The organism is Micromonospora sp. DT15, from assembly GCF_049841475.1.
Lineage (GTDB): Bacteria > Actinomycetota > Actinomycetes > Mycobacteriales > Micromonosporaceae > Micromonospora.
Map to the genome: position 1 here is coordinate 464488 of NZ_JBNCKJ010000002.1, position 23210 is coordinate 487697.

At 70.5% G+C, this 23210-nt stretch carries 30 protein-coding genes and 2 pseudogenes; 17 read left to right on the forward strand and 15 right to left on the reverse strand.

Annotated features, from left to right (window positions below; translation table 11 throughout):
- Positions 1-2: 2 nt before the first annotated feature.
- The 5 genes from ACLQ3F_RS06260 to ACLQ3F_RS06280 form a co-directional block, all read right to left on the reverse strand.
- Positions 3-1682: an ABC-F family ATP-binding cassette domain-containing protein gene (locus tag ACLQ3F_RS06260; RefSeq protein ID WP_425846970.1), complete on the reverse strand. Its 1680-nt coding sequence runs from the start codon at positions 1680-1682 to the stop codon at positions 3-5.
- A 248-nt stretch (positions 1683-1930) separates the two neighbouring features.
- Entirely contained in the window at positions 1931-2344 is a 414-nt protein-coding gene (locus ACLQ3F_RS06265) for a DUF6069 family protein (RefSeq protein WP_425846973.1), read from the reverse strand.
- Positions 2345-2420: 76 nt separating this feature from the next.
- Positions 2421-2897 carry a MarR family winged helix-turn-helix transcriptional regulator gene (locus tag ACLQ3F_RS06270; RefSeq protein WP_425846976.1) on the reverse strand — a complete coding sequence of 159 codons (477 nt, stop codon included), beginning with the start codon at positions 2895-2897 and terminating at the stop codon, positions 2421-2423.
- A 52-nt stretch (positions 2898-2949) separates the two neighbouring features.
- Positions 2950-3465, reverse strand: coding sequence for a DUF2087 domain-containing protein (locus ACLQ3F_RS06275; protein WP_425846979.1), 516 nt, complete (start codon positions 3463-3465; stop codon positions 2950-2952).
- Positions 3466-3519: 54 nt separating this feature from the next.
- Positions 3520-4035, reverse strand: a complete 516-nt coding sequence (locus ACLQ3F_RS06280; RefSeq protein ID WP_425846982.1) for a MarR family winged helix-turn-helix transcriptional regulator — start codon at positions 4033-4035, stop codon at positions 3520-3522.
- Between the two features lie 68 nt (positions 4036-4103).
- On the opposite strand from ACLQ3F_RS06280, the gene ACLQ3F_RS06285 reads away from it, so the two are divergent.
- Positions 4104-5336: an MFS transporter gene (locus ACLQ3F_RS06285; protein ID WP_425846984.1), complete on the forward strand. Its 1233-nt coding sequence runs from the start codon at positions 4104-4106 to the stop codon at positions 5334-5336.
- A gap of 95 nt (positions 5337-5431) precedes the next feature.
- On the opposite strand, the gene ACLQ3F_RS06290 is transcribed toward ACLQ3F_RS06285, so the two are convergent.
- Both ACLQ3F_RS06290 and ACLQ3F_RS06295 read right to left on the reverse strand, forming a co-directional pair.
- Entirely contained in the window at positions 5432-5623 is a 192-nt protein-coding gene (locus tag ACLQ3F_RS06290; RefSeq protein WP_425846987.1) for a DUF397 domain-containing protein, read from the reverse strand.
- A complete protein-coding gene (locus ACLQ3F_RS06295; RefSeq protein WP_425847395.1) occupies positions 5614-6357 on the reverse strand; it encodes a DUF5753 domain-containing protein in 744 nt (247 codons plus the stop codon). Before ACLQ3F_RS06295 ends, ACLQ3F_RS06290 begins: the two co-directional genes overlap by 10 nt.
- Positions 6358-6437: 80 nt before the next feature.
- Here ACLQ3F_RS06295 and ACLQ3F_RS06300 point away from each other — a divergent pair, with 80 nt between their 5' ends.
- The 3 genes from ACLQ3F_RS06300 (at position 6438) to ACLQ3F_RS06310 (ending at position 9644) form a co-directional block, all read left to right on the forward strand.
- Positions 6438-6959, forward strand: coding sequence for a SigE family RNA polymerase sigma factor (locus tag ACLQ3F_RS06300; protein ID WP_355493517.1), 522 nt, complete (start codon positions 6438-6440; stop codon positions 6957-6959).
- On the forward strand, positions 6956-8224 hold the full coding sequence (locus tag ACLQ3F_RS06305) for a hypothetical protein (RefSeq protein ID WP_425846990.1): 1269 nt from the start codon (positions 6956-6958) through the stop codon (positions 8222-8224). Before ACLQ3F_RS06300 ends, ACLQ3F_RS06305 begins: the two co-directional genes overlap by 4 nt.
- 136 nt (positions 8225-8360) lie before the next feature.
- Positions 8361-9644 (forward strand): MFS transporter, encoded by a 1284-nt coding sequence (locus ACLQ3F_RS06310; RefSeq protein ID WP_425846992.1) that lies wholly within the window; start codon positions 8361-8363, stop codon positions 9642-9644.
- Between the two features lie 9 nt (positions 9645-9653).
- Here ACLQ3F_RS06310 and ACLQ3F_RS06315 read toward each other — a convergent pair whose 3' ends face one another.
- A complete protein-coding gene (locus ACLQ3F_RS06315; protein WP_355493520.1) occupies positions 9654-10241 on the reverse strand; it encodes a GNAT family N-acetyltransferase in 588 nt (195 codons plus the stop codon).
- Between the two features lie 128 nt (positions 10242-10369).
- Positions 10370-11401, reverse strand: a complete 1032-nt coding sequence (locus tag ACLQ3F_RS06320) for an aldo/keto reductase (RefSeq protein ID WP_425846995.1) — start codon at positions 11399-11401, stop codon at positions 10370-10372.
- A 123-nt stretch (positions 11402-11524) separates the two neighbouring features.
- Between ACLQ3F_RS06320 and ACLQ3F_RS06325 the strand changes: the two genes are divergently transcribed.
- The gene (locus ACLQ3F_RS06325; protein ID WP_425846998.1) at positions 11525-13078 is read left to right on the forward strand and encodes an ArnT family glycosyltransferase; all 1554 of its coding nucleotides are present in this window, start codon (positions 11525-11527) and stop codon (positions 13076-13078) included.
- Between the two features lie 29 nt (positions 13079-13107).
- On the opposite strand, the gene ACLQ3F_RS06330 is transcribed toward ACLQ3F_RS06325, so the two are convergent.
- Positions 13108-13587, reverse strand: coding sequence for an RrF2 family transcriptional regulator (locus tag ACLQ3F_RS06330; protein ID WP_208741183.1), 480 nt, complete (start codon positions 13585-13587; stop codon positions 13108-13110).
- A 125-nt stretch (positions 13588-13712) separates the two neighbouring features.
- On the opposite strand from ACLQ3F_RS06330, the gene ACLQ3F_RS06335 reads away from it, so the two are divergent.
- Positions 13713-14453 (forward strand): SDR family oxidoreductase, encoded by a 741-nt coding sequence (locus ACLQ3F_RS06335; RefSeq protein WP_425847001.1) that lies wholly within the window; start codon positions 13713-13715, stop codon positions 14451-14453.
- Here ACLQ3F_RS06335 and ACLQ3F_RS06340 read toward each other — a convergent pair.
- Entirely contained in the window at positions 14423-14794 is a 372-nt protein-coding gene (locus ACLQ3F_RS06340; RefSeq protein WP_425847004.1) for a GNAT family N-acetyltransferase, read from the reverse strand. The genes ACLQ3F_RS06335 and ACLQ3F_RS06340 overlap by 31 nt on opposite strands.
- On the opposite strand from ACLQ3F_RS06340, the pseudogene ACLQ3F_RS06345 reads away from it, so the two are divergent.
- A pseudogene (locus tag ACLQ3F_RS06345) lies at positions 14768-15088 on the forward strand (hypothetical protein); the annotation flags it as partial. The gene ACLQ3F_RS06340 and the pseudogene ACLQ3F_RS06345 sit on opposite strands and share 27 nt — an antisense overlap.
- Before the next feature lie 902 nt (positions 15089-15990).
- Here ACLQ3F_RS06345 and ACLQ3F_RS06350 read toward each other — a convergent pair.
- The gene (locus tag ACLQ3F_RS06350) at positions 15991-16320 is read right to left on the reverse strand and encodes a DDE-type integrase/transposase/recombinase (RefSeq protein WP_425847007.1); all 330 of its coding nucleotides are present in this window, start codon (positions 16318-16320) and stop codon (positions 15991-15993) included.
- A gap of 50 nt (positions 16321-16370) precedes the next feature.
- Between ACLQ3F_RS06350 and ACLQ3F_RS06355 the strand changes: the two are divergent.
- A pseudogene (locus ACLQ3F_RS06355) lies at positions 16371-16496 on the forward strand (IS5/IS1182 family transposase); the annotation flags it as partial.
- Positions 16497-16592: 96 nt separating this feature from the next.
- Here the strand turns inward: ACLQ3F_RS06355 and ACLQ3F_RS06360 are convergent.
- Entirely contained in the window at positions 16593-16844 is a 252-nt protein-coding gene (locus ACLQ3F_RS06360) for a hypothetical protein (protein ID WP_425847010.1), read from the reverse strand.
- A 44-nt stretch (positions 16845-16888) separates the two neighbouring features.
- On the opposite strand from ACLQ3F_RS06360, the gene ACLQ3F_RS06365 reads away from it, so the two are divergent.
- The 8 genes from ACLQ3F_RS06365 (at position 16889) to ACLQ3F_RS06400 (ending at position 21135) form a co-directional block, all read left to right on the forward strand.
- Positions 16889-17119 carry a hypothetical protein gene (locus tag ACLQ3F_RS06365; RefSeq protein WP_425847013.1) on the forward strand — a complete coding sequence of 77 codons (231 nt, stop codon included), beginning with the start codon at positions 16889-16891 and terminating at the stop codon, positions 17117-17119.
- A gap of 3 nt (positions 17120-17122) precedes the next feature.
- The gene (locus ACLQ3F_RS06370) at positions 17123-17245 is read left to right on the forward strand and encodes a hypothetical protein (RefSeq protein WP_425847016.1); all 123 of its coding nucleotides are present in this window, start codon (positions 17123-17125) and stop codon (positions 17243-17245) included.
- 106 nt (positions 17246-17351) lie between these two features.
- The gene (locus ACLQ3F_RS06375; protein ID WP_124857925.1) at positions 17352-17690 is read left to right on the forward strand and encodes an ArsR/SmtB family transcription factor; all 339 of its coding nucleotides are present in this window, start codon (positions 17352-17354) and stop codon (positions 17688-17690) included.
- A 3-nt stretch (positions 17691-17693) separates the two neighbouring features.
- Positions 17694-17969, forward strand: coding sequence for a hypothetical protein (locus tag ACLQ3F_RS06380; RefSeq protein ID WP_124857923.1), 276 nt, complete (start codon positions 17694-17696; stop codon positions 17967-17969).
- A 28-nt stretch (positions 17970-17997) separates the two neighbouring features.
- Positions 17998-19623, forward strand: a complete 1626-nt coding sequence (locus tag ACLQ3F_RS06385) for a serine hydrolase domain-containing protein (RefSeq protein ID WP_425847020.1) — start codon at positions 17998-18000, stop codon at positions 19621-19623.
- A gap of 54 nt (positions 19624-19677) precedes the next feature.
- Positions 19678-20088 carry an ArsR/SmtB family transcription factor gene (locus ACLQ3F_RS06390; RefSeq protein ID WP_425847023.1) on the forward strand — a complete coding sequence of 137 codons (411 nt, stop codon included), beginning with the start codon at positions 19678-19680 and terminating at the stop codon, positions 20086-20088.
- Positions 20088-20570: an SRPBCC family protein gene (locus ACLQ3F_RS06395; RefSeq protein WP_425847025.1), complete on the forward strand. Its 483-nt coding sequence runs from the start codon at positions 20088-20090 to the stop codon at positions 20568-20570. Before ACLQ3F_RS06390 ends, ACLQ3F_RS06395 begins: the two co-directional genes overlap by 1 nt.
- 4 nt (positions 20571-20574) lie before the next feature.
- Positions 20575-21135 (forward strand): dihydrofolate reductase family protein, encoded by a 561-nt coding sequence (locus ACLQ3F_RS06400; RefSeq protein ID WP_425847027.1) that lies wholly within the window; start codon positions 20575-20577, stop codon positions 21133-21135.
- Positions 21136-21200: 65 nt separating this feature from the next.
- Here ACLQ3F_RS06400 and ACLQ3F_RS06405 read toward each other — a convergent pair whose 3' ends face one another.
- A complete protein-coding gene (locus tag ACLQ3F_RS06405; protein WP_425847030.1) occupies positions 21201-21593 on the reverse strand; it encodes a hypothetical protein in 393 nt (130 codons plus the stop codon).
- Positions 21594-21860: 267 nt separating this feature from the next.
- On the opposite strand from ACLQ3F_RS06405, the gene ACLQ3F_RS06410 reads away from it, so the two are divergent.
- Positions 21861-22385, forward strand: a complete 525-nt coding sequence (locus tag ACLQ3F_RS06410) for a hypothetical protein (RefSeq protein ID WP_425847033.1) — start codon at positions 21861-21863, stop codon at positions 22383-22385.
- Between the two features lie 65 nt (positions 22386-22450).
- Here the strand turns inward: ACLQ3F_RS06410 and ACLQ3F_RS06415 are convergent, their stop codons facing one another.
- Positions 22451-23137 (reverse strand): Type 1 glutamine amidotransferase-like domain-containing protein, encoded by a 687-nt coding sequence (locus tag ACLQ3F_RS06415; RefSeq protein WP_425847036.1) that lies wholly within the window; start codon positions 23135-23137, stop codon positions 22451-22453.
- Between the last annotated feature and the right edge of the window lie 73 nt (positions 23138-23210).

Here is a 23210-nt window from a genome sequence, read left to right on the forward strand (position 1 = left end):
CTTTATCCGGTCGCCCGGGTGCTCGGTGTCGTGGCCTGGCCGACCCGCAGCAGCGGCCAGTCGGCCAGATCCCGCAGCAACTGCCGGTCGTGGGTGGCGACGACGACAGCGGCACTCGTCGCGCGGATCGCGGCGGTCAGCTCGTCGGCAAGCGTCGACGACAGGTGGTTGGTCGGCTCGTCGAGCAGGATCACTGTGGGCCGCCCGGCCAACACCAGCGCCAGATCGAGGCGGCGCCGCTGCCCCTGCGACATTCGCCCGACGGGCGTACGCGTCGCGGCTGAGTCCAGCAGCCCGAGCGATCCGAGCGACACGGCCTCGGCGGCGGGCAGCACCCCGGCGGACACCAGGCGTCCCACCTGGCCGGCGTACACCTCGTCGGCGGTGAGGTCGGGGGCCTGCCCGGCGGTCTCCTGGGTGAGCCGGGCGACCCGGGCCTCCCTCGCCGTCCAGGTGTACCCGTCGGAGGGTTCGAGCGCTCCGGCGAGCACCGCGAGCAGTGTGGACTTCCCGGCGCCGTTGGGCCCGGTGACGAGCAGCCGGTCGCCGCCGTCGATGGTGAGGTCGACCGGACCAACGAGCCGCCCGTCGACGGCGACACCCTGCGCGCGTACCTGCGGCGCGCCCTGTCGTACGCCGAGGTCCGGCAACCGCAGCGTCGGCGGTGGTTTCGGTACGTCGATCCGGTGTGCCTGGAGCGCGTCCTGCTGCCGGTTCAGGGCCTGCACGACGCCCGGCGCGCGGGACTGGCGCTGGTGCTTGCCGGTCCCCTTGTCCGGTCTCCAGCCGGTGGAGAGCCGGTCGCGGGCCTTCGACACCGCGTCCTGGAGTCGTCGACGCTCGGTCTGCTGCTGCTCGTACTCCTGCTCCCAGTGCTCCCGCTCGCGACGGCGGGCGTCCTGCCAGGCGTCATAACCGCCGGCGTGGAGCCGCGCCTTCGCGTCGTGGGTGGGGTCGAGGTCGAGGAACCGGTCCGCGACGTCGCGGAGCAGCGCCCGGTCGTGGCTGACGATGGCGAGACCGCCGTCGTGCTCGCGGAGCCGGCGGGTCAGGAAGTCCAGGCCGCCGGCGTCGAGGTGGTTGGTCGGCTCGTCGAGCAGCAGCACATCGTGGCGGGCGCCGAGCAGGCACGCCAGCCGCACCCGGTAGCGCTGCCCCACCGACAACGTCGCCAGGGGGCGGTCGCGGTCGGTGCAGGCGTCGAGGGCCTCCAGTGCCACGTCGACGCGGCGCTCGGCGTCCCACGCGTCGAGGCGGGTGGCCGCGTCGAGCGCGGAGGCGTAGCGGTCCTCGGCGCTCGGGGCGCCGGCGGCCAGGGCGAGAGTCGCCTCGTCCAGCGCAGCGAGGGCGCTGAGCGACGCGGCGAGAGCCTCGGACGTGAGGGTGCCGACCGTCTCGCCGTCGCGGGCGGGTAGCTCCTGGCGGGCCAGTCCGATCGTGCCGGCCCGCCGCACGGTGCCGCCGTCCGGCGTGATCAGCCCGGCGAGGACGTGCAGCAGCGTCGTCTTGCCGCGGCCGTTCTCGCCGACGACCGCCACCCTCGAACGGGCGGAGACGGTGACCGAGACGTCGGTCAGGACGCGCCGGGACCCGCGGGTCACTGTGACGTCGGTGGCGCGGACGTGCGCACTGCCGGCCTCGACGGGCCGGGACATGGATTCGGGGTTCGGTGTGAGGTTCAACGGTGCTCCGCAGCTCGCGATGGAGCCGGGCAGCAGGTGACGGCCGCCCGGCGGGAACCGGGACGGCGAGCGCGAATTCAGCAGAACGAAGAGCGCCGCCGTCAGCGGGCGGAGCGGACCTTCTGCGACCAGATACCTCGTGCCATGACGGCGATGCTAGCAACCTCGGCGCGTCAGGTCCTGAGGGTTTCGCCCACCCCGTGGTCAGCGCGACACGAGGTGGGCGGGGGGGAATACCAGGGTGCCGTCTACCGGCGGGGGCGGGGCAGCAGGGCGATCAACGCGACCGCCACGGCCACGTGCGTCGCGCCGAGCGCGAGCTTGGCGCCGCCGGTGGCCTCGACGCTGAGCACGGGGACGAAGGACAGCACCGTCACGACGATGGCCAGCGAGATCCAGACCGGTCGAGCGACCCGGCTGGCGAACCGCTCCAGCAGCGCCAGCGACGCCCAGCCGAGCAGGGCGGCCACCAGGGCGATCATGACGATCGCGCCGGCTCCGATGACAGTGGCGGGCTGGCCCGGGCTCTCGACGGTGTAGTCGACTCCGGCCAACGCGCCGATCACCCAGATGGCCAGGGGGGCCACGACAGCGGCGGCGACGCCGAGGGCGCGGCGGCGCAGTAATGACGGGGCGGGGGTCGTGACGGTGGCAGCACTCATGACGGCTCCTCGTTCAGGGGAAACGAACGAGTACGACCGTAACAGATAGTCTTGTTCGGAACTATCTTTCTCGGAACTAACAGCCGGAGCGGGCCCCCGGCGCGTACGGGGAGGTGTTGGCCAGTGGTCCGCTCACCAACCCCAGGAGAGCCCGCAGGAACACCTCCCGGTCCTGCTCGGGCAGGGTTGCCAGCAGGTCGTCCTGGATGCGGCGGACCACCTGTTGCGCTTGCCGCAGCACCTGCTCCCCCGCTGGAGTCACAGCGACCATCCGGGCCCGCCGGTCCGTTGGCACCGGGCGGCGCTCGGCCAGGCCGGCCCGTTCCAACTGGTCGAGCGTCACCACCATCGTGGTCTTGTCCACACCGCACCGCTCGCCGATCTCCCGCTGGGTCAGCTCGCCGGTGTGGGCCTGCGCCAGCACGTAGTGCGCCCGCGGCGATATGCCCAGCTCGGCCAGCCCGGCGGCGTGCTCGGTCTGCAACGCGTGACTCGCCCAGGAGAGCAGAAACAACAGGTCCGGCGGGCCATCGGCGGGCGTGCAGGAGGTCATGCGCCGAGGCTAGCAAGATCCTCCGCGACCAGACGGTTCCCGTAGTCGACGTTCAGGGCCGCTGGTAGATGCCGTACTCGCGGGTGAGCAACTGCTCGTCGATCAGATACCGGCGCAGCGTCGCGTGATCCGACCCGCCTGCGGCGCACCACGGCTTGAGCGCGTCGTCGACGGCCCGCTCCGGATAGCGGGTGCCCGGCTCGAACGACTGCTCGGCGATGTGCGCGAGCAGGACCCGACGCCGGCCGCGCTGCGCCGGCAGGCTCACCAGGACGCCCGCCCGCAGGAAGGTCCGCAGGACCGGGTCGACGCCGAGGTCGGCGTCGTCGGCCGGGTGGCTGTCACGCGCGGCGGCCCGCAGCGACGCCTCGTCGGCCGCGAGCGCACCGTCCTCGCCGGTGACAAGGCCCGCGTCGGTGAGCCGGCGGACCCCGGTGAGCACCACCCGCGCCGCCAGGCCGGTCCGCGCGGCGACCTCGGTCGCGCTGGTCGCACCCAGCACGATCGCCGCGAAGATCCGTCGCCGTCCGTCGTCGGCCAGGGCCCCGGCCAGCACATGCGCAGTCACGCCGGTCACCCTCGCATCAGCGGTACGCGCGCCGCCACGCGATTTCGGCCCCGCTCAGTCGGTCTGGGGCGTGCTCTGTGGCTCTTCGGCGACGAGCAGCACCCGGCGCAGCAGGGTGGAGAGGTGTCGTCGCTCGCTCGGGGTGAGCGCGCCGAACAGGCGATGCTCCTCGGCGCCCTGGACCTCCATCGCCCCGCGCCAGGCGGCCTGGCCCGCCTCGGTGAGCTCCACGTCGACGCGTCGACGGTCGACTGTCGACGGAATCCGGCGGACGAAGCCCCGTCGCAGCAGCGCGTCCACCCGCGCGGTGATCGAGGCGGGAGCCATCGTGAGGTCCGCGGCGAGGTCCGAGGGTGCGGCCCGGCCACCGCGGCCGGCCAGGGCGTGCAGGGTGTCGTACTCGTGGGCCGGCAGGTCGAAGTCGAGCAGGACCCGTTCCTTGACGGCCCGCAGGTGCCGGGTCAGTCGGATCATCCTGGTCACCGCTCCCTCGACGTCCGCGTCGAGGTCGGGCACCACGGGCAGCCAACGCTCGATGTGCCGGTCGACAGCGTCCGGAGTGGTGGTCACCGTGCCACCTTACCTCAACGCCGAAATATTCATTGTCAAAATATTCGACGCCGAAGTATGTTGTGGCCATGGCTCACCCACTGCGCGACCACTCCTTCCGGCTGCTGTTCCTGGGGCGCACCATCTCCGCCCTCGGCGACGCGGTGGTGCCCGCCGCCCTGGCGCTGGCCGTGCTGCGGGCCACCGGCTCCACCGGCGCGCTGGCCGTCGTCCTCGCCGCGGCGGTCGTGCCCCGGCTGGTTCTGCTGCCGTTCGGCGGGGTGGTTGCCGACCGGTTCGACGCCCGCCGGGTCGCCCTCCTGGCCGACCTGGTCCGCTGCGCCACGCAGCTCGCGGTCGGCGTGGAACTGCTCGGCGGCGACCCGTCGCTGACCACAGTGGTGGTGGCGTCCGCGCTCGGCGGCACCGCCTCGGCGTTCGCCATTCCTACCGCTTCCCCGCTGGTCGCCGGCACCGTCGAGCCCGCCGAGCGACAGCGCGCCAACGCGCTGATGGGAATCACCGCCAACACCAGCCGCCTCGCCGGCCCGGCGCTGGCCGGCGCGCTGATCTGGGCCGCCGGTCCCGGCTGGGCGTTCATCCTGGACGGCGCGTCGTTCGCGCTCAGCGCCACGCTGCTCGCGCTGGTGCGGGTCCGCCACGTGCCGGTCCCCCGCCGCTCCGTCCTCGCCGACCTGCGACACGGCTTCGGCGAGGTACGCGCCCGCGACTGGTTCTGGACCAGCCTGTTCGGGCACGGCGTCTGGAACGGCGCCGCCGCCGTGCTGATGACCCTCGGGCCGGCCGTCGCCATCGACCGTCTCGGCGGCGAGACGACCTGGGTGCTGCTGTTGCAGGCCGGCGCGATCGGAATGCTGACCGGATCGCTGCTGGCCGGACGGGTCCGGCTGCACCGACCGGTGCTGCTGGCCAACCTTGGGCTGGCCTGCTACGCCGCCCCGCTGTTCCTGCTCGCGGTCGCCGCGCCCGCCCCCGCGGTGATCGCCGCCTACGCGGTGGCGCTGACCGCCCTCGGTTACCTCAACCCGGTGTGGGAGACCGTCGTGCAGCACCACTTCCCGCCGGAGGTCCTGGCCCGGGTCACCTCGTACGACTGGCTGGTGTCGCTGGGCGCCATGCCGCTGGGCTACGCGCTGGCGCCGTTGGCCGCCGACGCGTTCGGCGCACCCGTCCCGCTGGCCGTCGCCGGCCTGCTGGTGCTCGCCTCCTGCGCGGGCACCGCCCTCGTTCCCGGCGTACGCCGACTCACCTGGCCGACCACCCCGCAACCGCAACCGGCCGACCCCGCCGCCGTCCGTTGACAAGACCGAAGGTCGACGCACGGTGACCGACGACCCGGCCTACCCACGACAAAGGCTCCCGGCGCTGGCCGGGAGCCTTTGTGCGATGTGGTCGGTCAGCCGGCGTCGCGGGCCATCGTGACGAAGCCACGCCACGACTGCGCGCTGAACGTCAGCGTGCCGCCGTCGCGGTCCTTCGTGTCGCGGACCAGGACCACGCCCGGAAGGTTGTCGGCAACCTCGACACAGTTGCCACCGTTACCGCCGCTCCTCGTGCTCTTCCGCCACCGTGCACCGGTCATGTCCATGATGCTGCCGCTTCTCTGAGAAGGTCCAACGAACGCCCTCGGGGCAGGGCCTCGCCGCGAATACGCTCCCACCGCCGTTCCAGGCTAACAAGATCCGACGTTTGATCGAGGATCTGCGCCTGTGCCGCACTGTCGACGTGCGCGACCCGTGACCCGTCCGGCATGTCGGCGATGGTGAACGGCCCGTCGAGCCCGGGGTAGCTTGGCGCGTCCGCCGGAACGATGTGCAGCTGGATGGTGCCGGTCTCGGTGTAACCCACCAGGCGCGCGAGCTGCGCCGCCATCAACGCCCGGTCGTCACCGACGCGCCGCCTCAGCACCCCCTCGTCGAGTACGGCGATCAGCAGGGGCCCGCCGCTGTGGCCGAGAATCGCCTGCCGGGCGATGCGTGCGTCGGCGAATTCGCCGACCGCCTCCGGTGTCAGCACCCCACCGGCCAGCGTCGCCCGAGCGTACGCCTCGGTCTGCAGCAGCCCGGGCACCCACGTGAGCTCGAACGATCGCAGCGTCACGGCCTCGCGTTCGAGGTCGACCCAGGGCCGGAACCACACCGGTTCACGGCGACGGATAACGTCCGGCCACAGCGCGTCGGCGTCTTTCGCCAGCAGGCCCGCGACTGTCGCACGGTGGCGGCTCTGGGGAATGTGGCCCGGGTTCGCCCACCTGGCGACGGTCTTCGGGTGCACGCCGAGCTGGCCCGCGAGGCTCTCGGCGGTGTGACCCGCCGCGGCCAGCGCCGCGACAAAGTTGCCGGGACCGGTAAACCTCGCGAGCGCACCTGGTGTCTTGCTGGTTGACGAGGCCGGGAGGTCAGATGAGGGATTCGCGCGGGGCGGAGTTCGACGACTTCGTTCGCACACGGTCGGCGGTGCTGTTGCGTGTCGCCTTCCTGCTGACCGGGGACCGGCACGCCGCCGAGGACCTGCTCCAGGAGGTGCTGGAGCAGGTGTATGTGCGCTGGCGTCGGGTGCAGAGCAGCCCGGAGGCGTACGCGCGACGTGCGCTGGTCAACCGGTCGATCAACCGGTGGCGGTGGCGCGCCCGCCGTCCGGAACAGTCACTGGGCGAGCATGACGGGGTTGCCCGCGACCACGCCGACTCGGTGGCGGTTCGTGAACTGGTCGTCGGGGCGCTGCGGGCGTTGCCGGCGCGGCAGCGGGCCGCTGTCGTGCTCCGGTACCTGGAAGACCTGCCGGTCGTCGACGTTGCGGCGGCGATGGGCTGTTCAGAGGGTGCGGTGAAGAGTCACGCCTCCCGTGGGTTGGCTCGGCTGCGAGAGGCGCTGGCCGGGTCGAACCTCGTCATACCCATCACTCGAACCGGGAGTTCGCGATGACCATGAACGACAGTGACGTGCGCGGCATCCTGCATCGCGCTACGGACGACCTGGTCAGCCCGCCGGGTCTGCTCGCTGAGGTGCGTCGGGGTGGGCGGCGGCGAGTGGTGCGTCGGCGAGTGGTGTTGGCGGCGCTCTGCGCGGCAGTGGTGGCCGTGCCCATGGCTGGCGTCCTCGACCTGCCCGGCGACGCTGGAGACACCCGTGCCGCTTCACCGCTGCTCGACCAGCCCACTCGCGGTGATCTGGCCGCCGACGAGGGATACCTGCGGCAGGTCCGCCAGGTGTGGCAGCGCCGGATCAAGGAGGCCGGGGATCGGACGCGCGGCGAGCCGCACGTCGTGTGGGCAGGAGGTACGCCTGCTGGCCCGGCCGCCTACGTGGCCCACGCCACCGCGCACGGCACGACGGTGGGGTTCCTCGAACCCACCGCCGGTGGCCCGCGCGTGCGCACCCTGACGCAGGCCACCAGCAGCGAAACAGACGGCCTCGAGCAGGCGGTACTGCTCGGATCGCAGCGCGACGTGCTCCTTGTGCTCGACTTCGGGCAACCGGTGGAGTTCTCCGCGCAACTAAGGTACGAGCCCGATGGCAAGGTCGAGCGGACCTTCGAGCCGGTGGTGTTCCGAGACGGTGCGGCGGTGTTGTCGGTGCCGCCGCAGCGCACGAAGCTCACCGTCGCGCTTTCCAGGACTCCCGTGGAACGGCAGAACATGATTCACATCGACGGTACGAGCGAGATCCTCTTCCCCGACAACAAGGATCGGCCCGCGCCACCGCTTCTCCGACACACGTTGCCCGGTGCGCAGCAGGTCTGGGGCACCGACCCCGCTGCCGCCGAGGTGAACGCGCCGACCGAAGCCCTCGCCGAATACATCGACCCTGTCGGAGCGCACACGCACAACGGCTCTCCCCTCCTGTGGGTCTACGGGGCAACCTCCGACGGCCGGCGGCTCCTCGTGACAACCGTCCAGTACGACGACGACCCGTCCCACGTCATCGCGTTGCTCGCCCGCACATATCTGCCGTTCGAAGCGGTGGCCAGCACGACCGCGGACTGGTCGGCACCCCTGCCTGTGCGGCTACGACTGCCCGACGACCAGGGCGTTCTCGTCGCCGCCGAGGGGTCAGCGCTGAGCTTCCGGGTCGGCGACGGCCAGTGGCAGGACGTCGGCCGCGACGCGGCACTGCTGCCCGCGACAGCGACCGAGGTACGGGTCACCGACGCCAGCGGGGCCACCACCAACGTTCCGGTCGCTTCCTGAATCAGCTCCCGACAACGGTAAATACCGCGCTCGCCGACGCTCTCCTGGCTACCTTCACCCACAGGCTGGTTCACCCGTCCCGGGTATCGGCGGCACGACGCCTCACCGCAGCCCTCAGCGACAGGGGACCTTCGAGATGTCCGGAGCAGCGTCTGCCGTGGCAGACGCTGCTCCGTTGCGTCCTATCCAGCTGCTTTGCCGCAACAGGCCATTCCGAACGCTCTTCTCGGCACGGCTCGTCTCGTACGCGGGCGATTCACTCAGCCTTGTCGCGCTGATTTTCCACGTCGCCGAGACGACGGGTAAAGGGCTGGCGGTCGCGCTTCTGCTCCTTGTCGGGGACTTCACGCCATCCCTGCTGGGTCCGTTCACCGGCGCCCTCGCTGATCGGCTCGACCTCCGACGACTGATGGTCGTCTGCGAACTCGTCCAAGCTGTGGTCCTGCTCGTCATCGTCCTGACGATGCCCTCGCTGCCGATGTTGCTGGCTCTCGTCGCGATTCGCGCCACCGCGTCGCAGCTCTTCCAGCCGGCGTCTCGGGCGGCGGTGCCCGCCCTCGTCGATGACCGTGACCTGGAGACCGCCAACTCCACCCTCGGGTTCGGCTCCAACGCGGCAGAGGCGATCGGCCCACTGCTCGCCGCGGCCCTGTTCCCGCTGGTCGGACTGCGTGGTGTGCTGCTCGTCGACGCCGTGTCGTTCCTGGTCTCGGCCATGCTGCTCGCGAGGCTCCCCTCACTTCCGCCGACGACCGGCGACGAGCGCCAGCCGTCCCTGCTGCGGCAGGCCAGAGCGGGCCTCGGCTATCTGTTGAGTGTTCCGACGGTGCGGGTGATCTTCCTGGGCTTCACCGCGGTGGTCGCCTTCAACGGGGTCGACGACGTGGCCCTGGTGCTGCTGGCCAAAGACACCTTCCACGTGGGCGGATCAGCGGTCGGGCTTCTGCTGGGCGCCGTCGGTGTCGGGCTGGTGGCCGGTTACGCCATGCTGTCCAGGTGGGGCACCAGGGCGTCGATGCCGCTGCTGCTGATCGCGGGATTCGCCGTCAGCAGTGTCGGCAACCTGCTGACCGGGCTCGCCTGGGCCGTCGCCGCCGCGATCGCCCTGCAGGCCGTTCGTGGCTTCGGGTTGGCGGCCATGGACGTCGCGTCCAGCACCCTGCTGCAACGTACGGTGCCACCGGGCATGCTCGGCAGGGTCTTCGGCAATCTGTACGGTGCGATCGGGGTCGCCGCCGCGACGTCCTATCTCGCCGGTGGTGTCCTGCTGGACGCCACGTCCGCCCCGGTGACACTGATGGTCGCGGGAGCCGGCGGGCTGGTGGCTACCGGCGTCGTCGCGCTGCGACTGCTGCGGGCGATGCGACGCGCCGACACGCATGGTGCGGCGCCGACACCATCCGTGCCGCCCATCGAGTAGACCGGGTGATCAGATCGGGCCGTCGGTGCGCAGCCGTGCGTGCAGGTGCATGTCGTGCCAGCCGTCGGCGTGGCGAACCGACCCCCGGAGCACGCCCTCCACCGGAAAGTCGGCCCGCGTGGCCACCCGGCACGACGCCGTATTGGCGGTCGAGTGATCCAGGGCCAGCCGGTGCAGACCGGCCCGCGTGAAACTCCACCGGGTGAGTGCCCTCAACGCCTCGGTGGCGATGCCCCGACCACGCGCGGCGGGCACCAACCAGTACGACAGTTGCGCCGACGCCTCGGCCAGCAGCACGCCCCGCAACCCCACCTGACCCAGCGGCCGGTCGTCGGCGTCGACGATCGCCCAGCTGGCGGCCGTCTCGTCACGCCAACGGCCGGCCCACTGCGCCGTCCACACCCGCGCCTCGTCGTCGCCGTCGATGCGGCGGACGTGCCACCGTTGGATCTGCGGACAGTCGAAGGCCGCCCGGACGGCCGGGGCGTCGTCGTCGCGCCACGGCCGCAGGGCCAGCCCGGGACGTACCGGAAGGTGGGGTTGCTCCTGGGCGGCGAGGCTCCCGGCGGGCATTGCTGGTACGACGAGCAGCGGCATCCGCCCATTATCGAGCCGACGGCCTCACTCCCCGGTCGGGCCGCCCGCGAGTTCGGCGACCACGTCCAGGTAGCGCAGGGAGACCTCGGTGAGCCTGCCGGCCGGGTCGGTGGGATCGGGAAACGAGGTCATGATCCGGCCGGCAGGTCACGGCCGCGCTGACGCACCCCGGCCGCGCCGTACGGGTAGTCGCCCACCAGCGGGGCGCTCGCCTCGTCCAGCAGCCGCGTCTGCTCGGCGTCGAGGACCAGGTCGGCGGCGGTCAGGTTGTCGTCGAGCTGGTCGGTGGTCCGCGCGCCGAGGATCACCGAGGTGACCGCCGGTCGGGCCGCCAGCCAGGCCAGCGACACCGCCGACATGGACACGCCCCGGTCGTCGGCGATCTGGCGGACCGCGTCGAGCACCCGCCAGGTGCGCTCCTCGGCGTTGCGACCGGCGTACGCCTCGACGCCGCGCTGCGGGTTCTCGCCGAGCCGCGTCGCGCCGGTGGGCGTGCTGTCGCGCTGGTACTTGCCGGTCAGCCACCCGCCGCCCAGCGGTGACCACGGCAGGATGCCGATGCCCTCGTTCTCACAGACCGGTACCAGCTCGAACTCGATGTCCCGAGCCAGCAGGTTGTACTGCGGTTGCAGGGTCACGACCGGGGTGAGGTTGAGGTGCTGGGTGAGCAGTGCGGCCTTCTGCAACTGCCAACCGGTGAAGTTGCTGACCCCCGCGTAGCGGATCTTGCCGGCGCTGACCGCGTCGTCGAAGAACCGCAGCGTCTCCGGCAGCGGGGTCAGCGGATCCCAGGCGTGCGCCTGGTACAGGTCGACGGCCTCGACGCCGAGACGGCGCAGGCTGGCGTCCAGGGCGCGGGTGAGGTGCACCCGGGACAGGCCGGCGTCGTTCGCCCCCGGACCCATCGGGAACCGCCCCTTGGTGGCGATCACCAGGCGGTCACGCACGTCGGGTCGGCTGCGCAGCCAACGCCCGATGATGTCCTCGGAGACACCGGTGGAGTAGACGTCAGCGGTGTCGATGAAGGTGCCGCCGGCCTCGACGAACCGGTCCAGTTGGGCGAAGCTGCCGGCCTCGGCGGTCTCCGCGCCGAAGGTCATCGTGCCCAGACACAGGGTGGACACCACGGTGCCGGTGCTGCCCAGAGTGCGATAGCGCATATCGTCCTTTCGGTCCGAGTGACAAAGCTGATCTTCGCACCCGCCTCGGCCACCCGCATTCGGGACCGTGCCGAACGCCGGTAGGGGCACCCACGCGGCGACACCGCCAGTCATCATGAGCGGGTGAGCGAGCCCGCGATCGAGATCGACCGACCTCAGCGGCCGACCCAGTCGCCGCCGTCGGGGCGGCCGCCGGAGCCCGGCATTCGTACCCGCGGCCCGTGGCTGGTGGCCGCCGCGACCACAGTGACGCTCCTGCTGCTCGCCGGCCGTTACGGCTACCACCGCGACGAGCTGTACTTCCTGCTCGCCGGTCGGCACCTCGACTGGGGCTACGTCGATCAGGGGCCGCTCGTCCCGGTGCTGGCCCGGCTGCTCGACACGATCGCCCCGGGCAACCTGGTGGTGCTGCGCACCCCGTCGGCGGTGCTGGCCGGCGGCGCGGTGCTGCTGGTCGCCGGCATCGCCCGGGAATTGGGCGCCGGCCGGGGCGGGCAGCTCTTCGCGGCGGTGCTCGCCGCGCTCTCCGGCATCGTGCTCGCCAGTGGTCATCTGCTCAGCACCACCACCGTCGACCTGCTGGTCTGGTTGGTCGCGGCGTGGTGCGCGGTGCGGTTGCTGCGCACCGGTGACAGCCGCTGGGCGCTGGGCATCGGGCTGGCGCTCGGTGTGGGCATGCTCAGCAAGTTGCTGCCGGCGCTGCTGGCCGTGGGCCTGGTCGCCGGGGTGCTCATCGCCGGGCCACGCCGGCTGCTGCGCGACCGGTGGGTTCTCGCCGGGGCCGGGATCGCCGTGCTGCTGGCCGCGCCGAACCTGATCTGGCAGGCGACCAACGGCTTCCCGCAGCTCGGCGTTGCCGGGTCCATCTCCGACGGTGACAGCTCCTACAGTGGCCGGCTCGACGCGTTCACGCTCCAGTTCGTCATCATCAGCCCGTACGCCGTGCCGATCTGGATCGCCGGTCTCGTCGCGCTGCTCCGCCGACCGGCGTGGCGGGCCTACCGGGCGGTGGGCTGGGCGTGGTTGGTCGTGGTCGGCATCGTGTTGATCGCCGGCGGCAAGGGCTACTACGACGCGCCGCTGCTGCTGGTCCTCACCGCCGCCGGTGCGCTGGTCGCCGTGGCGTGGGCCTCGCGCGGGTCACTCTGGTGGCGTCGGGGGTTGCTCGCGCTGGGTGTGGTGCCTTTCCTGCTGCCCAACGTCGTGCTGCTGCTGCCGGTGCTGCCGGCCGACCGGTTGCCCGCCTTCGTGGTCGACGTCAACTACGACGCCGGCGAGACGATCGGTTGGCCCGAGTTCGCCGACTCCCTCGCGGCTGTCCATCGTGGGTTGTCGCCGCAGGAGCGTTCGCGGGCGGTCGTCCTCACCGGCAACTACGGCGAGGCCGGCGCGGTGGCCCGCTACGGGCCGGCCCGTGGTCTGCCCCGGGCGTACTCCGGGCACAACAGCATGGTCGACTTCGGTCGGCCGCCCGCCGACGCGGACGTGGTCATCGCCGTCGGCTGGGAGCGCCCCGACCAGCTCAACACCTGGTTCGAGCAGTGCACCCCGGCCGGGCAGGTGGACCAGCGGGTCGAGGTGGACAACGACGAGAACGGCGGCCCGATCCACGTGTGCCGGGGGCTGCGGCGTCCGTGGGCGCAGATCTGGGACACCGAGGTACGCCACACCGGCTGACCGTGTTCGCCCGGCTCTGCGGGGTCGGGTCAGGCTCCGCCGGTCAGCCAGGCCTGGATGCCGACCAGCGCCTCGGGGCCGGAGGTGGCGTCGACGTCGCGGGCGAGATCGGCGATGGTGACCGCGGCGAGCGCCTGGTGCCACGCGTCCTCGGCCGCCCACATGGCCCGGGACACCGGGCAGGGCGTGGTGCAGGCGTCGGCCGGGGTCGCGAAGGGGCCCCGCTGGCGGATCTCCGTGCAGACGAAGGTCGGGCCGGGCCCGTCGACGGCCCGGACGACGTCGAGCAGGGTGATGCTCTCCGGGGCGCGGGTCAGCACGTAGCCGCCCGACTTGCCCTGCACGGAGTGGATCAGGCCAGCGCGGGCGAGCGCTTGGAGCTGCTTCGCGAGGTAGCTGCTGGAGACGTCGTGCAGTTCCGCCAGCTTGGCCGCCGGAACGGGCGTGTGGCTGGTGGTGAGCACCACGCAGCAGTGCAGCGCCCACTCGACCCCGCCGGACATCTTCATGACGTCACCCTAGCCACCCCGTTACTCAGACACATTGTGTCCGAGTATAGTTCTCGGACAAGGAAGGTCCGAGTATCGGCTGAGCCTCAGCAGTCGGACCACACGCAACGGGAAGGTGCATGGGCATGAAGATCGCCGTACTGGGCGGGACCGGCCTCATCGGGTCGCAGGTCGTCAAGATCCTCCAGGCTGCGGGCCACGAGGCGGTGCCGCTCTCGCCGTCGACCGGGGTGGACCTGCTCACCGGGCAGGGCCTGTCCGACGGGCTCGCCGGCGCCGAGGTCGTCGTCAACCTGACGAACTCGCCGACCTTCGACGAGGCCTCGCCCGCCTTCTTCCAGACGACCATGGACAACCTGCTAGCCGCCGCCGCTCGCGCGGGCGTAGGCCACGCGGTGATCCTCTCCATCGTCGGCGTCGACCAGGTGCCCGACCTGGACTACTACCGCGCCAAGACCCTCCAGGAGGAGATCCTCACGGCCGGTCCGATCCCGTACTCGATCGTCCGCGCCACCCAGTTCTTCGAGTTCGTCGAGTCGATCATGTCCTGGACTGCCGACGACACCACCGTCCGACTGCCCAGGACGCCGGTGCAGCCGATGGCCGCCGCCGACGTGGCGCAGGCCGTCGCCGAGGTCAGCATGGGCGCGCCGCTCAAGGGCATCCGCAACGTCGCCGGCCCGGATGTCTTCGCCCTCGACGAGCTGGGGCGCGTCACGCTCGCCGCCCGCGGTGACCAGCGCACCGTCACCACCGACGACACCGCCGGCATGTTCGCCGCCACGTCCGGTGACGTCCTCATCGCTGGCGACGACGCCGTGATCGCGCCCACCGCCTACCGGGAGTGGCTCGGCCGCCAGGTCTGAGGTGTGGACCCGACCCGCACGTCGCCGTGGTGAACGATCACGTCGGCGGCGTGCGGGTCTCGGCCTGCCACTCGCGTGCCAGGATCGCGAAGACAAGTTGGTCGGCCCACTCCCCCGGAACAGGTAACTCTCGACCTGGCGTGCCTCCTGGCGCATCCGAGTCGCTCCATCAGCCGGGCCGAGGCGGTGTTGCGACAGTGGCAGCGGCCGTAGACCCAGTGCAACCCGAACTCGGTGAAACCCCAGTCCAGCAGGGCGGTGGCGGCCTCCGTCGCCAACCCGCGACCGCCGTGGTCGGGGTGGAAGATCTCGGTCAACTGCCCGAGGACATCACCGTGCACCTGGACGCCGGCTACGACTCCGCCGCGACCCGCGAACTCCTCGCCGAACGCGGTCTGACCGGTGAGATCGCACGCAAAGGCGCCAAGGTCCCCGTCCAAGCCACCAAGCGGTGGCACGTCGAGCGCACGAACTCCTGGCACAACGCGTTGAACCGGCTCCAACGCTGCTACGAACGCAAGGAAGACGTCATCCACCCGCTCCACCCGCCGACCATGAACCCGCCTACTTGCGCGACTTCTAAACAACCTTCCACGCATCTCGGGGATGACAACCTCGCCGCCGATCCTCCTTGACGGTGGCGAGTATAGGGGCGGCTTCAGAGCCGGATCCGCCCCTATACCGGCGTCCCCAAGTCGAACGCGTTGACCCAGCGACTAGGGGCCCGTATGATCCATGCATGGACATACGTCGCATTGTCCACAAGGCAATGCCGCCAGACGGGGGAACGATGAAGAGAACGCTTAGTCGCACCGCCAGGGCCTCCGCGCTCGGAGTCGCGATGGTGCTCACCGGGATTGCGATACCGGGCGTCGCTTATGCGGACACAACCAAGTGCTCGTATGACGGCTATGACCGGACATGCGCCACCAATTACACTAGTGGCGCCACCAAGTCAAGACTCGAAATCTGTGACAATACGAATGACGGCAAAGTCGTTCAAGTGGCATACCTCATCGAAGGAAGCGGCAGTTCAACCACCAGCACTGACAGCTATGGCGGATCCTGCACGGTGATCAATAACTCCACGTGGCGGGTTAAGTGGTTCAAGATGAGGAAGGCCTACGATAGCTGGCAGCCTCAGGTTAACATGTATTAAAAGTTCTGCATGCCATTGACTCAAAGGACTCAGCCCGGTGTGGTTATCGGGCTGAGTCCTTTTGAGTCGAGCTCCGTCATTGATTGATGACTGAAGGGTGCAGGCAATGCCAATAAAATTGGAGTACCAGTCCGGCGAGAAGGACCGCGATGCCGTCTCTTTCTTCCACGCCGGCCAGTTCTAGCTGGCGTGTCGTCACGCGGCCTTCAACCGGCAATCGGGTAACGGGCAGGATCGCGTCCGCGCGAGTCGTGCAGTAGACGGCCACCGCAGGTACCCGGTCTGAATTATTTGACGGGGACGGCATCGGTGGCACGTCGAATTCTGCGACCTGTCTGGCGGCCAAGGGCTGCTCGCCCAGGTCGAAGGCTGTGACGTCTACGGGCGTTTGTAGAATTCGACGATGCCGTCGGTGGTGCCGCTGCGGGTCGCGGCGGCCATGGACAGCGACGCGGTGGTCAGGTCCGCGTCGTGGTGGGCGCTCATGGCGTAGCCGAGCAGCCGGCGGTAGTACAGGTCGTTCACGGTGGACAGGTAGAGCTTGCCCTCATCGGTGGTGATCTCAGTCAGGTCGCCGCACCACAGCAGGTTCGGTGCAACGGCGGTGAACTGCCGCCGGACCCGGTCCGGCGCGGCCCGCCGTTTGCCCTGCTTCGTGAGGCTGCGCCGCCGGCGCGGGGTACGGCCGGCCAGGCCGAGGGCCGCCATCCGCGCGACGACGGTGTTCTCCCCGACCCGCCATCCTGCCGCCTGCCGTATTCGACAGGCTTCTGCAAGTGCTGCGGTTCGGCTGCTCCTACGAGGCCATCGCCGACTCGACCTGCTCGGCCACCACGATCCGCAACCGCCGCGACGAGTGGATGAAACTCGGCGTGTTCGCCCAGTTCGCCGACGCGATCATCACCGTCCGAAGCCTCAGCCGCCAAGCCTGGACCCTCTACCGCTGGGACACCCGCTCCACCCTCAGGCCATGAACCCGCCTACTTGCGCGACTTCTTAGGGCGGAGGCGCGCGCCGACGCCTCCGTACGCCCGGGTCGACGGGCACTGCGCGTCGACGTGCACAGTCGACGGATCGCACCAGCGGTGCTGTTGCAGGACTTCCACCGCGCGCATCCCCGCATCGAGCTCGACGACGTCACCCTCGACGCCGACGTCCACGCCGCGATGGCCGCCGTCGAGGCGGGGACGGTAGACGCCACCTTCCACGCCGTCACCGTCGCCGCGCGTCACCTGCCCGCCGCACGCCCGCGCAACTCGCCGAGCACCGCATCTGGATGCCCGGCATGGCCCCCGGCACCGAATGGTCCGACTACTACGACGAACTCGCTGCCGCGTTCGGTCTCGCCATCGACCTGGTCGGGCCGGTCTTCGGCAACGAGGCGCTGCTGGCCGAGATCGCCGACTCCGCGGAGCTGGCGACCCTCGCTGGCGTTCGCACCCGGTACCTGTGGCCGGACAGCTACGACCTGCGGCGCGTACCGGTGCGGGGCCCGGCGCCCGTCTAGCCCATGTCCCTCATCTGGCGCGACGACAACCCGCATCCCGCGCTGCTGGCACTGCGCGACTACCTCGCCTCCCGGCGGGTGCAGGCCCCCGACGTCGAGGTCTGGCTACCGCCCTGGGGTCAGTGAACCGCGCGCCACGGCGTTCGTTGACACCTGCCGCCCTCCCCTGTCAGACTCAGCTGACAGGGGGCGTCAGAGAAATCTGACACCTTCATTGAGAAGGGAAACCAGGATGAGCGGCACCTCGCCGACCGGTGACGAACTCGTGTCGTTGCTGGCCGCACTGGCCAGCCCGCACCGGCTGCGGATCCTGGCCGCCGTGGCCCGGCAGCGGACCTACGTCAGCGAGTTGGCCCGGCAGCTGCAGATGAACCGGCCGCTGCTCTACATGCACCTGCAGAAATTGGAAGCGGCCGGCCTGGTGACCGGCGAGCTGGTGACCGCACCGGACGGCAGCTCGGTGAAGTACGTCCAGGCGGTGCCGTTCACGGTGTCCCTCGATCTGGACGCGATCGCACTGGCCGCACAGAACCTGACCGGCTCCGGGCCGGCCGCAGAACAGGAGAAGTGAGCAATGACCCATCAGGTCGCGTTGGACATCGCACAGACCTCCACCATCGCCGCGGCGGTGATCGTGACGGCGATGATCGTGGTCGCCGGGCTCATCGGGACGGGCATCTACCGCGCCCGGTACGCGGCGGCTCGGGAGGAGGGCTACCGGGTGCTGGCCGAGCGCAGCGCCACCGGCGCCCAGGCCACGGCGGACGAGATCAAGGGCGTGCGGGACGAGCTCGGCGAGGTTCGGCAGCGCCTGGCCGCGCTCGAGAAGCTGCTGAGCCAAATCGGCTGACGGCCCACCGACGGGGAGGACGCGCCACATGAGCACCTGGAATGACGCGCTGACGCGGGCCCGACGGCTCGTCGCCGTGGCCGGCTGCCTGATGGTGACAGCCGCGGGGCTGGTCGCCCCGGTCGTCGCCAGCCCCGCGGCTGCCGACGACCTCGCCGCTGGCGAACGCTACCTGCGCGCGTACCTGAAGCAGATCAAGGCACCCGGGCTGGCGTACGCGGTCATTCGCGGCGACGAGGTCCTCCAGCGAGGCGCATGGGGCGTCGACGGCGACGGCCGACCGATCACCACGCAGACGCCGTTCCTGCTCGGGTCCACCAGCAAGTCGTTCACCGCGCTGGCGGTGGCGCAACTGGTCGAGGCTGGCCGGATCGACCTCGACACCACCGCCTCCACGTACCTCCCGTGGCTGCGCCTGGGCGACGCGGACACCGCCCGGACGGTCACCGTCCGCCAACTGCTGACCCACACCAGCGGCCTGCCGCAGGTGTGGAGCACCGACCTGACCGACCGCTACGACAACCGCCCCGGCGCGCTGGCCCGCTCCGTACGGGACCTGGCCAGCGTGCGGCCCACCACCGCCGTCGGACAGACGTATCAGTACAGCGACGCCAACTACATGATCCTCGGCGCGCTCGTCGAGAACGTCACCGGCGACACCTTCGGCGGCTACCTGCGCCGTCACGTGCTGGACCCGCTCCAGATGACGCACTCCGCGGCAACCGCCGACGAGGCCCGCGCCGTCGGCATCCCGCCCGGTCACCGGTACTACTTCGGCCGGCCGCAGCGCTTCGCCGCGCCGTTCGACACCGCCGGAGTGCCCTACGGTTTCCTCGCCGCCAGTCTCGACGACCTGTCCCACTACGCCATCGCGCAGCTCGCCGGCGGCCGCTACGGCGACACCCGGATCCTCGGACCGCAGGGCACGCGACAGCTGCACACCGGCACCGTGGCCACCGGTCACGGCACCTACGGGTTCGGGTGGAAGAACAGCACCCTGGACGGCGTCGGCGCCCGCATCGTCTGGCACGCCGGCGCGACCCCGAACTTCTTCACCCATATCGTGCTGGCACCCGACTCGAACCTCGCCGTGATCATCATGACCAACCTCTACGGCCTGCACATGGACGCGCCACTGAGCGCCGGGGCGTTCAACCTCACCCGCATTCTTCATGGCGGCACGCCCGCGACCGCCACCGAAGATCCGATGCAGGTCTGGGCTCTGGTCGGCCTGCTCGGGGTCGCCGCGGTGCTGCTCGCCCTGCTGGCCTGGTCCTGGGCCCGCGTCCTGCACGGGCGCCGGAGCGACCGCGTTCCGCCGGTGCGTTCCCGTGGCCGGACGATCGCCGCCACCATCGCCTGGATCGGTGCCTGCGCGTTGGTGGCCGTCGGTGTCGCCCGGCAGGTGCCGGCCCTCTGGGAGGGCGCCGGGCTGGCCAAACTCCAGTTGTGGGCACCGGATGTCGGTCACGCTATCAGCGTCGTGGTCGTCCTGGCCGCCGCACTCGCGCTGACCCGGCTGGGCCTGGGCGCGCACGCCATGGTCACCGCCCGCCCACCGACCTCGCCCCCGGCGCGAGCACGCGACCGGGCCGTTGACCAGCCCGCCGCCCCTCATGGTGCCGACACCATCCCTGCCAATCACCGCTGGTAGTTGCGGCCGCGCGGCACTACGTTTAACGTCTTGGTTAAGTGACTGGAGGCTCTGGTGTCTGGCAGCGATCAACTCAGCGTGGTGTTCTCGGCGCTCGCCGACCCGACTCGACGGGCGATCCTCGCCGAGCTGGCCGACCGCGACGCCACGGTCACCGAGCTCACTGCTCCGCTCCCGATCTCGATGCCGGCGGTGTCGCGGCACCTGAATGCGCTTGAACGCGCCGGGCTCATCTCCCGCACCCGGTCGGGAAAGTTGCGGATGAGCCGCATCGAGGCCGCCCCGCTGCGCGAAGCGGCCGAGTGGATCGAGCACTACCGGCGGTTCTGGGACACCTCCCTCACCCGCCTCGACGCCCACCTCGCGGCCGTACAGGCCGCCGACCGCCCAACGGACCGAACGGCCCACGGCCCGGCGATCCCCGACAGGGAATCCCCGAGCAAGGCTCACGACAAGGAGAATTGATGGACAGCGACAAGCCGCCGATCGTCATCTCGCGCGTGGTCGACGCGCCACGGGAGCTGGTCTACCGAGCTTTCACCGACCCGGAGCACCTGGCGGCATGGTGGGGGCCGATCGGCAACTCACTGCCCCGCGACGAGATGGACTTCGACGTCCGGCCTGGCGGCTACCAGCGGTGGACCGAGGTCTTCCCGACCCAACCCGGCCTGCGAGTCGAGGTCCACATCGACCTCACCGACGTCGTCGACGGCGAACTGATTGACGGCATCGCGCACGTCACCGGGCAACTCCCGGAGGGCATCGCGCCGCACGAGACGAGGATGCGGGTCGAGTTCCACGACGACGCCGATGGACGGACGCGACTCGAGATCCGTCAGTGGCTCCCCGAGCAGTTGTCCGCTCCCGCCAACCAGGGCTGGAACGAGGCCTTCTCCAAACTGGACGCGACACTCAGCAATGCCCAACCCGTCACCGTCGAGGTGTAGCGCCATGGCCAAGCTGATCTACGTGACCAACGTGTCCCTCGACGGTTACATCGAGGACGAACACGGCCGCTTCGACTGGACCCCACCCGACGACGACTACCTCGCGTTCATCACCGACCTCGTTCGGCCCGCGGGCACCTACCTCTACGGTCGGCGCCTGTACGAGTCGATGGCTGTCTGGGAGACCGAGCCCGCTCTCGCCGCACAATCGAAGCTCACTGCCGACTTCGCCGACGTCTGGCAGGCAGCGGACAAGGTCGTCTACTCCACCACCCTGAACGCGACGTCGACCGCCAGGACCCGGCTCGAAAAGGGCTTCGACCCCGCCTCGGTACGCGCCATGAAAGCCTCGGCCACCAGCGACCTCACCATCGGGGGCGCACACCTCGCGGCGCAGGCATTCAAGGCCGGGCTGGTCGACGAGTGCCACCTGCTGATCCACCCCGTTCTCACCGGCGGAGGCAAGCCCGGTCTGCCCAGCGACACCCGCCTCGACCTGGAGTTGCTGAGCAATCACCGGTTCGGCAACGGTGTGGCGTCCCTGCACTACCGCATCCGCACCTGAGGCGGTGGGGCGGCGTCACCGACCCGGACGTGTGTCGGTGACGCCGCCGGGCGCCGCGCAGCCGGTCAGTCTCCGTACCAGTGCAGCGTCAGGCCAGGCTCGTCGCGCCACCGCGCCAAGAACGCCTTCAGCGCCGCCGCCAGCCCACGCTCCGTGTCGTCAGCCGCCGCCACCCGCAGACGGTCGACGTCAGCCTCGAGCTGCGGCAGATCCTCACGAACGAGTACGCCATCTGACCACGGGTGGAGCTGACCCAAGATCGGAAGTCGGTTACCGCCCGCCGCGTTCAGCAGCGGCAGCAACTCCTCCACCGGCACGTCGAGCAGCAAACCGCGCTCCCGCGCCGCGGCCCACTCGTCGGCGTCGGCGTGATGGCGCTCCCGCCGCTGCGCCCGGGTGGCCCGACGCATGCTCTTCGGACGCGGCAGCGGAGCGCGCAGCACCAACAGCAGACCCACCCCGGCGACGCTACGGCAGCTCGGGTGCGGACAGCACGGCCGGATCGCGACCATTCGCCGAGCAGGCGCGTCGGCGCGTCCGCCGTCGTTCGACGCGGCTACGCGACGTGGGTACGGTGACACTGTGCTCTCGGCTGTGAAGGGTCTGCACCAGAAGGTCGCCGGTCACGCATGGGCGCACAGCGCCGCGTACGTCGTCCTCATCGGCGGCCACCAAGGTAACCCAGACCAGCGCCGCGTACGGCCGCTCGTAGCGATCGTCCTTGGATGACCAGTTTCCCCGCGACCGCCCGCCGGGTGCGCGACGAGAGTCTCAGCCCTCGACGGCGCCGGTCGCATCTACGGGACTGCCTCTACCACTTCGCGCCGTACGGCTTTCAGGCCACCTGGCATCACCTGGCGACCCGGCACCGCATCCCCGGAAACATCGAGGCCGATCCCCCGTCGCTGGTCCGGGCCCTCGGTGAACTCGAGACAGCCCGCGCTCTGGTGCTGGCAAGGGCGGTCGCCTTCGCGGCCCAACGGCGACTGCAGAAGCAGGCCGGCCAACGAGTCCCTACAACCCCGCATCCGTGGGACTCGTGGGGTTGCCACGACATCGCCTACTGCCCCGATCCGCAGAAGCATCCCACCGAGCAGCTTCCCATCGTGGTGCAGCGGGTGCTCGATGCGTACGCCGCAGGGGTCGACCCGGCCGGACGATGCCTGGCGTGCGGCGACGAGGACCGCCGCGCGGGACGGGCCTGCCGAAACTGCGGCGTCGCACCCGGCGGCTATGGCAACCCGCTCTAAGCATCAGGAGCAGGGCAGTTGTCGCGGTAGCAGGCCCCCCGCAACCGGCCGATGGGACGTCTCGGTCAGGGGTTGATCAGTCTCCAGTCTCCTTCGGAGATGACCTCGACACTGCCGTCGACCACAGTGATAGCGGTGTTGTCGTCGATGGCGTAGGTCGGGACCGGGATGCCGGACGCCCACTTCTGGATGTGGGACAGCTCGGTGTCCTCCATGTCCGGATGGTTGAGGTGGGGGTACAGCGTGAAATCCACCAGCCCCAGCGCCCGGTCGGCGTCCTGCGCCCTGTCGCTGCCGTCGGGGACGAACTGACTGTCGAATTCGGCGTCGCAGTTGTAGGGCGTGACCGCGATGCTCCCGGCGCTGACCCCCACATAGACCGTGTCACTCAGCGACGGCAGGAGGTCGGCCAGGCCCGACTGGCGCAGCCAGTAGGTCAGGTACAGCACATCGCCGCCCCAGACCAGCAGGGCATCGGCCTCCCGGACCGCCGGGACCCAGTTCTCTTCTCGAATGGTCGGCAGCGCGGTGAGCTCCAACAACCCCAGGGACTTCCAACCCAGCTGGCACAGCGGGATGTCGGGTTGGCCGTGAATCGCCTTCCACGCCTTCTCAGCTCCGCCGGGAAAGGGGTGGACACCGGTGGGAACGAACAGAGCCGTGGACTCAGCGAGCGGCTTGCCCAACAGGTCGACCAGCGCGTCGGAGATGCTCGGGTTGCTGATGCCCCCCGACGTGAGAAGAAACTTCATGCGATCCGCTCTCCTGAAGCCACCGAAATGACGGCGATCATGGTGCTCATGAGAACCAGCGTCCCGGCTCGCT